Source organism: Paraplanobispora siamensis, assembly GCF_016863175.1.
Classification (GTDB): Bacteria; Actinomycetota; Actinomycetes; order Streptosporangiales; family Streptosporangiaceae; genus Planobispora; species Planobispora siamensis.
The window spans coordinates 79,729-93,200 of record NZ_BOOJ01000010.1 but is presented as its reverse complement, the minus strand read 5'-3'; the positions used below and the strand labels follow the sequence as shown (position 1 = coordinate 93,200).

General features: G+C 72.7%; 14 protein-coding genes. 8 read left to right on the top strand and 6 right to left on the bottom strand.

Translation table 11 applies throughout. The features are described from left to right. Window positions 1–138: 138 nt before the first annotated feature. The gene (locus Psi01_RS05055; protein WP_204062745.1) at window positions 139–678 is read right to left on the bottom strand and encodes a hypothetical protein; all 540 of its coding nucleotides are present in this window, start codon (window positions 676–678) and stop codon (window positions 139–141) included. A gap of 56 nt (window positions 679–734) precedes the next feature. Then, on the bottom strand, window positions 735–2,150 hold the full coding sequence (locus tag Psi01_RS05050; protein ID WP_204062744.1) for an MFS transporter: 1,416 nt from the start codon (window positions 2,148–2,150) through the stop codon (window positions 735–737). A 173-nt stretch (window positions 2,151–2,323) separates the two neighbouring features. Between Psi01_RS05050 and Psi01_RS05045 the strand changes: the two genes are divergently transcribed. After that, window positions 2,324–3,316 carry an ArsR/SmtB family transcription factor gene (locus tag Psi01_RS05045; protein WP_204062743.1) on the top strand — a complete coding sequence of 331 codons (993 nt, stop codon included), beginning with the start codon at window positions 2,324–2,326 and terminating at the stop codon, window positions 3,314–3,316. A 48-nt stretch (window positions 3,317–3,364) separates the two neighbouring features. On the opposite strand, the gene Psi01_RS05040 is transcribed toward Psi01_RS05045, so the two are convergent. Next, window positions 3,365–4,024 (bottom strand): response regulator, encoded by a 660-nt coding sequence (locus Psi01_RS05040; protein WP_204062770.1) that lies wholly within the window; start codon window positions 4,022–4,024, stop codon window positions 3,365–3,367. Between the two features lie 2 nt (window positions 4,025–4,026). Next, window positions 4,027–5,076: a sensor histidine kinase gene (locus Psi01_RS05035; protein WP_204062742.1), complete on the bottom strand. Its 1,050-nt coding sequence runs from the start codon at window positions 5,074–5,076 to the stop codon at window positions 4,027–4,029. Window positions 5,077–5,271: 195 nt separating this feature from the next. Between Psi01_RS05035 and Psi01_RS05030 the strand changes: the two genes are divergently transcribed. The 3 genes from Psi01_RS05030 (at window position 5,272) to Psi01_RS05020 (ending at window position 8,414) form a co-directional block, all read left to right on the top strand. After that, a complete protein-coding gene (locus Psi01_RS05030) occupies window positions 5,272–6,225 on the top strand; it encodes an SPFH domain-containing protein (protein WP_204062741.1) in 954 nt (317 codons plus the stop codon). Between the two features lie 137 nt (window positions 6,226–6,362). Further along, window positions 6,363–6,821, top strand: coding sequence for a CBS domain-containing protein (locus Psi01_RS05025; RefSeq protein WP_204062740.1), 459 nt, complete (start codon window positions 6,363–6,365; stop codon window positions 6,819–6,821). 306 nt (window positions 6,822–7,127) lie between these two features. After that, window positions 7,128–8,414: an ArsB/NhaD family transporter gene (locus tag Psi01_RS05020; protein ID WP_204062739.1), complete on the top strand. Its 1,287-nt coding sequence runs from the start codon at window positions 7,128–7,130 to the stop codon at window positions 8,412–8,414. 8 nt (window positions 8,415–8,422) lie between these two features. Here the strand turns inward: Psi01_RS05020 and Psi01_RS05015 are convergent, their stop codons facing one another. Next, a complete protein-coding gene (locus tag Psi01_RS05015; protein WP_307819221.1) occupies window positions 8,423–9,439 on the bottom strand; it encodes a sigma-70 family RNA polymerase sigma factor in 1,017 nt (338 codons plus the stop codon). Window positions 9,440–9,573: 134 nt separating this feature from the next. Here Psi01_RS05015 and Psi01_RS05010 point away from each other — a divergent pair, with 134 nt between their 5' ends. The 3 genes from Psi01_RS05010 to Psi01_RS05000 all read left to right on the top strand — a co-directional run bounded on the left by Psi01_RS05010 (window position 9,574) and on the right by Psi01_RS05000 (window position 11,853). Beyond that, complete coding sequence (locus Psi01_RS05010; RefSeq protein ID WP_204062737.1) at window positions 9,574–10,206, top strand: maleylpyruvate isomerase family mycothiol-dependent enzyme; 633 nt, start codon at window positions 9,574–9,576, stop codon at window positions 10,204–10,206. Window positions 10,207–10,387: 181 nt separating this feature from the next. Beyond that, window positions 10,388–10,942 (top strand): hypothetical protein, encoded by a 555-nt coding sequence (locus Psi01_RS05005; RefSeq protein WP_204062736.1) that lies wholly within the window; start codon window positions 10,388–10,390, stop codon window positions 10,940–10,942. A gap of 164 nt (window positions 10,943–11,106) precedes the next feature. Then, window positions 11,107–11,853 carry a hypothetical protein gene (locus Psi01_RS05000; RefSeq protein ID WP_204062735.1) on the top strand — a complete coding sequence of 249 codons (747 nt, stop codon included), beginning with the start codon at window positions 11,107–11,109 and terminating at the stop codon, window positions 11,851–11,853. 12 nt (window positions 11,854–11,865) lie between these two features. On the opposite strand, the gene Psi01_RS04995 is transcribed toward Psi01_RS05000, so the two are convergent. After that, window positions 11,866–12,456, bottom strand: a complete 591-nt coding sequence (locus tag Psi01_RS04995; protein ID WP_204062734.1) for a dihydrofolate reductase family protein — start codon at window positions 12,454–12,456, stop codon at window positions 11,866–11,868. Between the two features lie 161 nt (window positions 12,457–12,617). On the opposite strand from Psi01_RS04995, the gene Psi01_RS04990 reads away from it, so the two are divergent. Then, window positions 12,618–13,367, top strand: coding sequence for a DUF6434 domain-containing protein (locus tag Psi01_RS04990; RefSeq protein WP_204062733.1), 750 nt, complete (start codon window positions 12,618–12,620; stop codon window positions 13,365–13,367). Window positions 13,368–13,472: the final 105 nt, after the last annotated feature.

Sequence of the window (13,472 nt, the reverse complement as noted above, 5' to 3'; positions counted from 1 at the left end):
CCCGCGGCGCTCACGAGGGCGGGCTCCCGAGGGCGGGCTCCCGAGGGCGGCGTTCACCGGCGCGGGGTCACGAGAACGGATCACAACCGGCTCACGGAAGAAAACCGGACCGCACCCAGCCCGCGGACAGGCACCGGGTCACAGCCAGCTCGCGCGGACGTTGTCGTCCGGCCCCTCCCCGGGCGGCCGGGCGAGCTCGCCGGCCCGTACCCCGGCCAGCAGCCGGCGCGCACTGTCGACGATCTCCGGGGCGCGCTCCCGGAGCCGGGCCGCGTCGGCGGCGGTGGCGTCGTCGGGCTCGACGCCCGCCTCCCGCAGCACGCCGTCCAGGTCGCCGAGCCTGCCCTCCAGCCAGCCGAGGGGGTCGGCCGACAGCTCCTTGTCGAACACCCGCGGGCCCGGTTCCCAGCCGGTGAAGGCCGGGTGGTGGTGGGTCCGGTCGAAGCTGCCCGGCTCCCCGGCGACCGACTCCAGCAGGTCCACCCGCCAGACGGGCCGGTCGACCCGGATGGGCCGCGCCGAGTAGATCGAGCCCTTCAGCTCCGCCTGCTCCAGCACCCGCACCTCCAGGCGGACGCCGCGCTCGGCGCCCTCCTGCCCCTTGTCCGGGTTCGGGTCGACGAAGAAGATGTCGCTCACCGCCACGCCGATCCGTTCGAAACCGAAGACGTACAGCACGGGGCAGCCTCCTCAGACCGGTGTCCTTCGGAGTATGAACAGCCCTCGGGCCGCCTTCAACCACGCCGCCCGTACATGAACTTGAGATGACGGACCAGGGCGAGGGCGGCGAGCGCGGCCACCAGCGCGCACACGCTCCGCCATCCGGCGTGGGCGTAGGCGCGCGCCCCGAGCCAGGAGCCCATGGCGCCGCCGACGTAGGCGCATGTCATGTAGGCGGTGTTGAGCCTGCTGCGGATCTCGGGCCGCAGGGCGTAGATCCGCACCTGGTTGGCCACCATCCCCGACTGCATCGCGACGTCGAGCAGCAGCGACCCCAGCACGAGCGCCGTCAGGCCCGCCGCCCCGCCGAGACCGCCGGGCAGCAGGACGAGGGCCGCGGCGACCGCTCCGAGCATGCAGACGAGGTTGACCGCGTCGGGCCCCCGGCGGTCCACCTGCCGTCCCGCGAGCGGCGTGCACAGCATGGTCGCGGCGTTGACCAGGGCGAGCGCGCCGACCGCCGACGTGCCCAGGCCGTAGGCCGGGCCGGTCAGCAGCAGCGCGACACTGGTCCAGAGCGCCGAGAAACCGGCGAAGAGCATGGCCTGGTAGAAGCAGGAACGGCGCAGGTCTGGCTCGGCGCGCAGCAGCCGGAGCGCCCCGGCCAGGAGCGCCGGATAACGCTCCCGCACCGGCGGGGCCGGATGGCGCTCCCGGGACGGTGGAGCCGTCTGCGGCGGGGCCGCATGGCGCTCCCGCGCCGGAGCCGTCTGCGGCGGGGCCGGGTGGCGTCGCCGTACCGCCGCGCTCGGAGGCCGCTGCCGTACCGGCCGGGTCGTGGCGGGCAGTGCGCGGGCCAGGAGCGCCGCCGCGAGCAGGGTCAGCGCCGCGGCCAGCAGGTAGGGTGCCCGCCAGCCCAGCCACTGGCCGGCGGCCCCGCCGACGGTGCGCGACAGCAGCATGCCGCCGATGGATCCGCTCAGCAGGATGCCGCTGACCTCCCCACGGCGGTCATCGGCCACCAGCCCCATCGCCATGGGGCCGATGATCTGCGCGACCACGGTCGTGACGCCGACGAGGGCGCTCACTCCGATGAGCGGAGCGAGTGCGGGGACGGCGCCCGCGGCGAGCAGTCCCAGGCCGGTGAGGGCGAGCAGGGTGACGATCAGCCGGCGGTGCGGGAGCCGGTCGCCGAGCGGCACCAGCAGGAAGATCCCGGCCGCGTAGCCGAACTGCGCCGCGGTCACCACCAGCGCGGCGGCGTCGGGGGTCACGGACAGGCCGGAGGCGACCGACGGGTTGACGGCCTGGGGGAAGTAGACGTTGCCCACGGCCACCCCGCAGGTGACGGCCAGCAGCAGGATCACCCGGCGGCTCAGACGGGGCGGCGGGCACGGAGAACCGGCCGCGCCGGGCCCGCCGGAGTCCCGTGCGATACCGGTGCCGGCGGCCGCACCCGTGACATCCGCCGTACCCGCACCGGTCGCCATGCCCGTCCCGGTCTTCCTGCCCGTACCGGTCGCCGCACCCCTGCGGATCGCGGTGCCCCGTGCGTGATCTGCCGGTCGTCCATGGGCTGCGGGTTGTCTGTGAGCCGTGGGTTCCATGCGTCGAAGTCCACGCCACAGCGGCCCCGGCGCCAATTGATGTAGCGTGAGGCTTAATGATCGAATTCGTGCTCGGTGTCGAGGACCTCGCGGACACCCGGTTCGCGATCTCCCCGTTGAACGAGACGGTCTTCAGCCTGCGGATACTGTGCGATCCGGGCCTGCACGCGCTGCACCTCCCATGGCGCAGGTCCGTCCTGGGAAGGCTCGACGGGCTCGACACCGGGCTGCTGACGTCCCTGGTCGGACGGCGCCTCCCCCTCCCCGACTTCCTGACCCCGCGCCCTGCGGTCTTCGCCGCGGACTTCGGGGAGGAACTGGCCACCGTACGGCGGACGCCTCCGGAGATCGTCCGCCGCGACCTGTCGGCCACGCACGCGCCGGACCCGCTTCCCGAGGCGCTGGGCGCGGCCGCCACCGGTGACGACGCCGCCGTCGCCGGGCTGCGCGACGCGGTGTGCGAGCTCCTGCGGGACTACTGGCGGATCGCCGTCGAACCGGCGTGGCCCCGGATGCGGCTCGTGCTGGAGGCCGACATGACCTACCGAGCGCGGCAGCTGGCCGTGGGCGGCGCGCGTCTGCTGTTCGCCGACATGCATCCCAACCTGCGCTGGCACGACGGCACTCTGCGCATCGACAAGATGATCGGCGACCACCGTGTCGCGGCGGACGGGCGGGGGCTTCTGCTGGTGCCGTCGGTGTTCGCCCACAAGCCCGCTCCGCCGCTCAGCCCGCAGGAGGCGCCGCTGCTGGTGTATCCCGGCCGCGGGGTGGCGACGCTGTGGGAACCGGCTCCGGTCGCCGACGCGGCGGCTCTCGTGTCGCTGCTCGGCGCGCCTAGGGCGAGGCTGCTCGGCCTGCTGTCGGAGCCGATGCCCACGGTCGAGCTCGCCCGCCGCCTGAGGGTGACCCCGAGCGCGGTGTCCCAGCACCTGCGCGTGCTGCACGCCACGGGCCTGGTCAGCCGGGCCCGTGACGGGCGGCGGGTGCTGTACCGCCTCAGCCCGCTGGGCGAGGAACTGACCGGCGGGACCGCCGGGCGGCGGTGAGGGCCCGGCCGTCCTCCGGGCGGCGGTGACGGCCAGGCGGGCTTCGGGTCACGGCTCGATCAGGCCCGCGCGGATGGCGTAGCGGGTCAGCTCCAGCCGGTCGCGCATGCCGAGCTTGCCCAGGATGTTGGCGCGGTGCCGGTCGACGGTCTTCACGCTGATGACCAGCATGTCGGCGATGTCCTTGGAGGAGTGCCCCTCGGCGACGAGCTTGAGGATCTCCTCCTCCCGCGGGGTGAGCACGTCGGCGGGCTGCCGTTCGGCGGCGTCGTCGCGCCGCAGGTAGTCGCGGATGAGGGTGGTGACCGCGCCCGGGTAGAGGAAGGGCTCCCCGCGCATGGCCGCCCGGCAGGCCTCCAGCAGGTCCCGGTCGGCGACGGACTTGAGCACGTAGCCGCAGGCGCCGGCGCGCAGGGACTCGAAGAGGTACTGCTCGTTGTCGTACATCGACAGCATGAGGAGCCGGATCTCCGGCGCACGCCGGGAGATCTCGCGCGCGGCCTGGATACCGGTCATCCGGGGCATGGCGATGTCCAGGATGGCCAGATCGACCTCGCGGGCGTCGGCCAGCTCCACGGCCTCGGCGCCGTTGCCGGCCTCGGCGACGACGGTCAGGTCGGGTTCCGCGTCCAGGATCAGCCGCAGCCCCTGGCGGACCAGCGCGTGGTCGTCGGCCAGCAGGATGCGGGTCGGACGCCGCTCCCCCATGCTCACTTCGCCTCTCCCCCGTGCGGTACGGCCAGGCGCACCTGTGTCCCGCCCTCCGGCGGGTGGTGGACGGTCAGCCGGGCGCCGATCAGCAGGGCGCGCTCACGCATGCCTCGGATGCCCGCGCCCTCCCGGATCGGCCCGCCGCGGCCGTCATCGGTGATCGACAGCACCACGGCGCCGGGCCCGCCGCCCAGCTCCAGCTCCACACGCGAGGCACCGGCGTGCCGGGCCACGTTGGTCAGGCCCTCCTGTGCGATGCGGTACAGCACGAGTTCGGCGTCGTTGCCCAGGGCGGGCAGTTTCGGGTCGAGGCGGCGGGTCACCGGGACGCCGCTCATCTCGGAGAAGTCGGCGGCCAGGGCGTTCATGGCGCTGATCAGCCCGAGGTCCTCCAGCACGCCGGGCCGGAGCCTGCGGGCGACCTGGCGGACCTCGTCCAGGCTGGCGCGGACGGTCTCAGTGATGGCGTGCAGTTCCTCGCGCAGGTCGTCCGGGGCACGGTCCGCCGTGCGTTTGAGGCCGAGCAGCACCACGGTGAGGCTCTGGCCGATCTCGTCGTGCAGTTCGCGGGCGATGCGCTGCCGTTCGCCCTCCTGGGCGGCCAGGGCGTGCGCGCTGGTCATGCTGCGTTCGGTCTCCAGGCGTTCCACCATCGCGTTGAAGGCTCCGATCACGTGGGTGAGGTCCCCGTTGCCGCTCTCGGCCAGCCGGTTGCTGGGACGGAGCAGGTCCACCCGCTGCATGAGCGCGGTGAGGGCGTCGAGCGGGGCCAGGCTCCTGCGCAGCAGCAGCGCGTTGGCGGACAGGATGACGGCCAGCCCGACCGTCAGGACCGGGACCTCGGTGAGCAGGACAGGTGAGGACACCGTGGCCGGGGAGAGCGCCAGGACGAGCGTGCCGGCGGTGAAGACCAGGCCGTTGATCGCGAAGAGCCGCCAGAACAGGGACTGCACCGGTGCTCTGCGGGAGCGGGCAGCCGGCGGCGGTGCGGACGGCGGCGCGTCGGAGGCGCCGGTCCGGTCCGGGTGCCGCCCGGTGCGATCGCTCATGTTCCCAGCCTCACTGTGACCGGGCTCCCCTGTCCATGCGCAGCGCTCCCCATCAGGCCGCACCCCGCCCCGTTCCCACCCGTCCCTTCTACATGATGCCCCCTGCCACAGATGGGTACCGGCCCCGATGGTGCGACGGCCCGTTCTCGCCCAGGCTGGAAGAGAAGGAAAAGCGCAGGTGGAAGGGGAGGGAACATGACCGTGCTCAGTACCGGTCCGCAGGCGGGGCTCGCCGTCGAGGTCCTGCCCGCCTGGGTGGTCGCCGGTACGCTGGTGCTGGCCGGGATCGCGGCGGTCGCCGTCTTCACGGTCCGCGTCCTCGCCTCCGACGAGCGCCTCGTCCTGTCCAGGCGCGGGCGCCCGGCCCGGGTGGGCGGACCGGGGGTCGTGTTCACTCTGCCGGTCCTGGAGCGGGGCGTACGGGTCTCGCTGCGCCCGATCTGTCTCGACCTGCTCTGGCTGGAGGCCGAGACCAGGGACGGTGTGGCGGTGACGGTCAGCGGCGCCGTACTGGCCTCGGTGCGCGATCCGATCCGTTACGGCGCGGCCGGTGACTCCGTGCAGCCGGCCCTGATCGCCCTGGTGGAGGCCGAGGTGCGCCGGTACGTCGCCGGATGCGAACTGGCGGAGCTGGCCGCGCCGCCCGGCGACAGGAGGCGGAACCTGCCCTCCGTCATCACCGCCGGAACCCGGAAATGGGGGGTCGAGGTCACCGGCGTCGACGTCCACCGGATCGAGGTCCCGCTCAGCGCGGGCCTGATCCACTGGGCGGAGGCCTTCACCGCCTCTCCACGTCAGAACGGGCCCGCCGCCCCTCCACGTCATGACGGGTCCACCGCGGCCGCGTCCCGCTCCCGCGAACGGAGGAACACCATGGAGATCAACCGCACCACCGTCCCCGGCATCGGCGCCCTGCACCACTTCACCACCCGCAGCGGGCACCGCTTCAGCGTGCTGGCCGACGACACCGCGGACCAGCTCTGCCTGATGGTCTACGGTTCCGTCGACCCCGACACGCCTGTGCAGTCCATCGTCATGGAACGCGACGAGGCCGGCCAGGTCGCCGAGGTCCTCCAGGTCCGGCCGCTGGCCGACCGGATAGCCGACCTCGAACACCGGCTCACCTCGCTCACCGGAGGGGCGCCATGACGAGCCGGGGCAGGACCGGAGCACCCCTCCCGAACGCGCAGCACAGATCCATGCGTGTGCCGTCCGCGCACTCTCCGGATGTGAGAAGCCATTGCTCGAAATCGGGTCGTACCCGCACGGCCCGAAGGGACGGTGTCATGCAGGCACGCGATATCGCGGTGAAGTTGCCGACGGTGACGGTCCACGACCCGGTCACCAGGGCGGTGCGGGTGATGACACTGGCCCGCCTGCCGGGACTGATCGTCGTCGACGACGACTCGCGGCCCCGCGTGGTGCTCCCGGGCACCCAGGTGCTGCGCATGACGGTCCCGGGCGCCTACCAGGAGGACCCGGCGCTCACCCGGGCCATCGATGAGGCCCACGCCGATCTGTTCTGGCAGGAGCGGGGCGGGCTGACGGTGGGCGACTGCCTGCCGAACCGGCCCATCAGACCCGCCGCGGTGGCCCTGGACGCGACGCTCCTGGAGGTGGCGGCTCTCATGGCCCGGCTGCGCAGCCCGCTGGTGGCGGTGGTCGACAGGACCGGAGTCCTGTTCGGAACGATCACTCTGGACCGGCTGCTCACCAGCATGGCCCTCGCCGCCCCCGACGACTGACCCCGGGCGGGCGGTCCTGGCCCCCGGGGCCGGGCCGGGCGTCCCGGACCGCCGCGGCCGGGACGCCCGGCGCTCCGCCCGCGATAGGTCACCGGCCCCCGCCTTCGCGCGCGCCGTACATCACCAGGTCCTGCTCTCCCGCGCCGAGGTTCCACAGGCGCGCGCACCGTTCGGAGGCCTTCTCATGCACCATTTCCGGCGAGCTCTCTTCGGCGTGCCCCGGTTCTCCATACCGTCACACCCGGCACGTCCCGTCATCTCGGCCGCCGCGGCCACCGCCCGCAGCGGACCGCCGGGGCGGGCGCGATGAGTGCCCTCATCGCGCTGGCCGTCTTCGTGGTGGCGTTCTTCTTCATCGCCACGGAGAAGGCGGACAAGGTCAAGGTGGTGCTCGTCGCCGCCGGAATCATGGCGGTGCTCGGTCTGGTCCCCGGCTCCGAGGTGTTCTTCTCCGAACACGAGGGCGTCGACTGGAATGTGATCTTCCTGCTACTGGGCATGATGATCATCGTCGGGATTCTCAAGCAGACCGGGATCTTCGACTATCTGGCCATCTGGGCCGCGAAGAAGTCCCGGGGCCGGCCGTACCGGCTGATGGTCATGTTGATGGCCATCACCGCCGTCGCCTCGCCGTTCCTGGACAACGTCACCACGATCATGCTCGTCGCCCCGGTCACCATCGTCGTGTGCAACCGGCTGGACATTCCCGCCCAGCCCTACCTCATCGCCGAGGTCCTGGCCTCCAACATCGGCGGTGCGGCCACCCTCATCGGCGATCCGCCCAACATCATCATCGGCAGCCGGGCCGGTCTGACCTTCAACGACTTCCTCATCCACATGGCGCCGATCGTCGTGGTCGCCTTCGCCGCGTTCGTGCTGCTGACCCGCGTGCTGTTCCGCAGGTCGTTCCGCTACAACCCCGACCGGGTGGCCGCGGTGATGGCCCTGCAGGAGCGGCGCGCCATCACCGATCCGCGCCTGCTGGCCCGTTGCCTGGCCGTCCTGGCCCTCGTCATCGTCGGCTTCGGGCTGCACGCCGTCGTGCACGTCGACCCGTCGATCATCGCCCTGGTCGGCGCCGGCGTGATGATCCTGGTCTCGGGCGCCGACGTCTCCGAGACCCTGCGCGAGGTCGAGTGGCCGACTCTGGTGTTCTTCGTCGGCCTGTTCGTCATGGTCGCCGGGCTGGTGCACACCGGTGTCATCTCCACCGTGGGCGACTGGGCGATCGGCGCGGTGGGCGACAACTACTTCGGCGCGGCGACCGCGCTGCTGTTCGGCTCCGCGGCGCTGGGCGCCTTCTTCGACAACATCCCCTACGTCGCCACCATGGCGCCCGTCGTCGACGGGATCGTGGCGCAGGCCCCCGACCCGGCCACCGGCCAGTCCCTGTGGTGGGCCTTCGCCCTGGGCGCCGACTTCGGCGGGAACGGCACCGCGGTGGCGGCCAGCGCCAACGTGGTGGCCATCGGCATCGCCGCCCGCTCCGGGCACCCCATCTCCTTCTGGCAGTTCACCAGGTACGGCCTCCTCGTCACGGCCCTCAGCTCGCTGATGGCCTGGGGCTACGTATGGCTGCGTTACTTCATGTGAGGGTCACTTCATGTGAGGGCTCCGGCGGCTGGATCGCCCGGCGAGCCGAACAGGCCGATCAGCCGGTCGGCGTCGAGGTAGGTGGTGATGCCGGTGATCGACCCCTCCGACACGTCGAGGAGGACCAGCGCGAAGGGCGCGTAGGCGCCGCCGGGGCCGGGCCGCAGCTGCCAGAACGCCGGCGAGCCGTTGGCCGCGACCGGGACGAGGCGGGCGCCCGCGCAGGACGCCGCGGGGTCCAGCAGCGCCTGCCTGATCCGGTCGCGTCCGCGGAGCCACCAGGTGAAGGGCGGCATCGACATCGTGGCGTCCTCGTGGAGCAGGGCAACGAGCGCGGCGACGTCGTGGCGCTCGAACGCGGCGCAGTAGCGGGTGAGCAGTTCGCGCTGGGCGGGGTCGGCGGGCCGCGACGGCTCGCCCGGCGTGACGCCGGCGGTTCTGAGCGTCGCCCGCGCCCGCTGCAACGCGCTGGTCACCGACGCGACGGTGGTCTCCAGGAGCTGCGCGACCTCCTCGGCCCTGAAGGCCAGCACGTCGCGCAGGATCAGCACGACCCGCTGCCGGGGCGGCAGGTGCTGCAGCGCGGCGACGAACGCCAGGCGGATCGTCTCGCGGCGCACGGCCGCGTCCTCCGGGTCGCTCTCCGGATCGCCCTCCGCCGGCAGCACCAGGGAGTCCGGGACCGGCTGGACCCAGACCCGCTCGGGCAGCGGCCGGCCGATGTCGGCCCCGCCCTCCGCCGCCGGGCCGAGGTCCACGGCCAGTGCCCGGCGCTGCGTGCTGCGCAGCATGTCGAGGCAGACGTTGGTGGCGATGCTGTAGAGCCACGTCCGCAGCGAGGCGCGCCGTTCGTCGTACCGGCCGAACGACCGCCAGGCGCGCAGGAGCGTCTCCTGCACGGCGTCCTCGGCCTCGAAGCCGGAGCCGAGCACCCGGTAGCAGTAACCGGTCAGCTCGGTCCGGTACGGCTCCAGCCGGGAGGCCTCTCCGGCCGCCGCCCCCGCCGTCCCGTGAATTCCCGCCACGCCCCCGACCATAGGCCCCGCCTCCGACACGTCCCGGCACGACATTTCCCGGCGCCGACCGATGAGTTTGCGCCTCCGCCTCCGTACCCCGGAGGAAGGCGCACAGCGGGTGCGCCGAATGCGGGAGGTATGTGATGACTGAGGACCGCCTTCGGGACGCGGTGGTGGCGGAACGTCGTGAGCAGGCGGACCTGCTCGCTTCCCTCCGGCCGGAGCAGTGGGACGCGCCCACGTTGTGCGACGGCTGGCGGGTGCGCGAGGTGGTCGCCCACACGACGATGCCCTTCCGGGCCTCGCTCCCGCGGACACTGCTGGAGCTGGTCAAGGCCCGTGGGGACTTCAACCGCATGGCCGACCGGTGCGCGCGCCGCGACGCCGCCGAGCTGTCCCCCGCGGAGCTGGTCGCGTCGCTGCGGGACAACGCCGCCCACCCGTGGACCCCGCCCGGCGGGGGCGTCCACGGGGCGCTCTCGCACGACGTCATCCACGGGCTCGACATCACGGTGGGCCTGGGACTCGACCGCCGCGTCCCCGCCGACCGGATCGCCGTGGTGCTGTCCGGGATGCGGCCGAAGAACATCTCCTTCTTCGGAGCCGACCTCACGGGAGTGACGTTGCAGGCCACCGACCTCGACTGGAGCCACGGCACGGGCGCCCCCGTCCGGGGTCTGGCCCAGGACCTGCTGCTCGTCGTGTGCGGCCGCCTGCTCCCGCCGGGCCGCCTCGGCGGCGAGGCCGCCGCGCGTTTCACCCGGCGGGACCGGTGACCGGACCGCCCTGAGCCTCTCCCCGGGATCGGTACGGCCGGCGCCGTACCGATCCGGGGGAGTGCCGCCTTCGGCGCTCACGCCGAAAGGAGACGGATGTTTCCGGCGGAGTCGTGAACCTTCACAGTGGATCTTCCGTCAGATGATCGTACGACCGATGACCATGACGGAGGGGATCGAAATGGAACGTACCAATACGCGGCGGCTGGGCCGTACGGCGCTGGTGACGGCGCTGGTCGGAGGAGGGCTGCTGGGCGGTGTCGCGCCCGCGACGGCTGCCGGGTCCGCCGAGTCCACCGCGTTCGCCGAGCACGCCGCCGCCGGCAAGACCGCCACGCTGGGGCCGTTCGGGTTCGGCGGGGTGCGGCTCGGGATGAGCGCCAAGCAGGCCGCCGCGACGAAGAAGATCGTGCGCAAGCCCGGCTACAGCCCGTGCGCCGGCTGGGACCTGAAGGCGTACCCGGCCGGCCGCGACAACGTGGGCATGCTCATCTCCAAGAAGCGCGGCGTGGCCATCATCTACGCGCCCAAGGGCGTCAGGACCCCGCAGGGGATCAAGATCGGCTCCACCGCCAGGCAGATGATCAAGGCCTATCCCAAGCTGGAGCAGAGCGACAGCGGATACGCCACCGTCACCGTTCCGGGCAACCCGAAGGCCTCCTACCGCTTCCTCCTGTCCCACGGCGAGATCTACCAGGTGGCGCTGGCCCTCAAGAACCAGGACTGCGCCAACTGACGCTCCGTCCCCACCGGACCCCGCATCACCGCCCCGGCGACCGGCCGCCGTCCGCACGCCCGCCCCGGGGCCGGGGCCGGGGCGGTTCGCCCGGAGAGATCGGCCCATGACTTCTCCGGCCGGATGAGAGATCATGCAGGAGAAGACGGACGGGAGGCCAGATCTTGCAGCAGCACACCTCAAGCACCTCAAGCACCGGCGAAGTGCCCACCGGCCCGGGCGAGGAGACCTTCGGCGTGATCCGGCGCGCCGTCGGCACCCGGTCCCGGCGGTGGCTGCTCGCGATCACCCTTCTGCTGGGCCTGTCCGCCGCCGCGGCGCTGGCCGCGGCGTTGCCGCCCGCCGAGCGGACGCTCGCCGGACTGTCGCAGGCGGTGCAGCTCCTGATGTCCGTCACCGTGCCGTTCTTCGGCGTCCTGCTCGCCCACGACCTGCGCCGGGCGTCCCGTACGACCCGGATCGCCCCCACCCTGCTGGGAGCGGTCCTGCTGGCCGCGGCCGTCGGCGCCTTCGGCTTCCTGGTCTGCGCCGCCGCCCTCGCGGTCGTTCCGTCCACCGCCCCCGCCGCGTGGGATCACGCCGGGGCCATCGCGGTGGGCGGCGTGCTGGTGCAGGCCCTCGCCCAGCTGACCGGTACCGGGCTGGGCCTGTTGCTGCGCTCGCCCGTCATCGCCTGCCTCGCCACCATCGTGCTGCCGCTGGGTCTGTGGTACGCGCTGGGCAACGTGGAAGCCCTGCGCCCCGCCCAGGACTGGCTCACCCCGTTCGCCGGTGCGCAGAACCTGCTCTCCGGCCAGATGAGCGCGGTGATGTGGGCCCAGTGGCTCGTCGTCCTCACGCTCTGGGGCAGAGCCCTGAACGCCGCCGGGGTGGCCCGGCTGCTCCGGCCGGAGAGAACCGCCCACGTGTGAGCCGAGCGCGCGCTATCGGCGCACGTCGTATCGCAGATGAGTGACGCGGTCGCCTTGGACGATCTCCGGGTCGCCGAGGAGCACCAGCGGACCGTCGTACGCGCCGAAGAACCGTACGCCCTTGCCGAAGACCACCGGGACCAGGTCGACCTGGAGTTCGTCCACCAGACCGGCGGCCAGGGCCTGGCCGAGCAGGTCGCCGCCGGTCAGCGACACGTCCTTGTCCCCGGCGGCGGTCCTGGCCCGGGCGATCGCGCCCGCCAAGCCGTCTGTGACGAACGTGAACGGCGCATCGGGGAAGGGCCAGTCCGCCGGCGGCTCGTGGGTCACCACGAAGACGGCGTCACCGGCCGCGGGGCGGCCGTTCCAGCCGTTGGTGAGGTCGAACAGACGGCGTCCGATCACGGCCGCTCCGATCCGCGGCCAGGTCCGCTCCATGTACGCGGCGCTGGCGGCCGACACGTGGAAGACCCGCTCCGGGTCGCCGCCGTTGAAGGGGACGTCCCCGTTGCCGTACCAGTCGAAGAGCGGGCCCACCTTATCCGACTCGTCGGCGATGAACCCGTCCAGCGACACCGTCGCGCTCGCGATCACCTTTCCCATGGTGCGCAGTCCTTTCCGAAGACCGGATTTGCCTGGGACGTCGGAGCCGATGCGCCGGATCGGACAGCGGGCCGGCACGATCCGCCGTCTTTTTTCCGGGACGGGCGCTCCGGTCGCAGAGGCGCCGGGGATTGTCGGGCCTCCCTGCCATGCTCATCGACATGACTGACCTCCGCCCCGCCCTCACCCCCGATCTGAGCGGAGAGGAGCTGACGCGCTGGTACTGGCGCAAGGACGAGCTGGTCGCCTTCGCCCGGCAGATCGGCACCGGCACCGGCGGCGGCAAGCACGACCTGCTGGCCCGTCTGGCGGCGGCCCTGGACGGCCGCCCCCTTCCGCAGCCGCCCCCGGCGGCCCGCAGGCCCCCGGCGGCCCGGTTGCCCGAGCCGTTGACACCGGACACCGTGCTTCCCGACGGACAGCGCTGCAGCCAGCAGCTGCGCGCCTTCTTCCGGGAACGGATAGGTGCCGCCTTCCACTTCGACGCCGCGATGCGCGAGTTCATCGCCACCGGCGCCGGGCGCACCCTCGGTGAGGCCGTACGGCACTGGCACGCGACACGCCAGGCCCCGCCCTCCCAGATCGGCGCCCAGTTCGAGCTCAACCGCTTCCTTCGCGACTGGCACGCGGCCCACCCCGGCGCCGGTCGCCACGAGGCCCTGCAAGCTTGGCGGCACTATCGCTCCCTACCTGTCGAGGCCCGTCAGGGTCCGGGTGGACAGGCCGATCACCACCAGGCAGCCGCCCCACATTCCCCACATCGGGTCGGTGACGGAGATCCGCTGGGCAGCGTCATGACCGCCGGCCGCAGCGGCGTTGGCCGCCCGCCGATCCGCGCCGGTCTGCCGCGACCCGGTGAGGCGCCCATGAGGATCGATGCTCATGGAAAGTGCTGCCCATCGTGTCCGTAGTGGTGTGCCCGGCCCGGTACGCCGTGGGACATGAGAATGGCGCAGGGCCGGGAGCGCATCGAAGGAGCCCGGGACGTGAATCTCGGAAGCGGTTTCGATGACCTG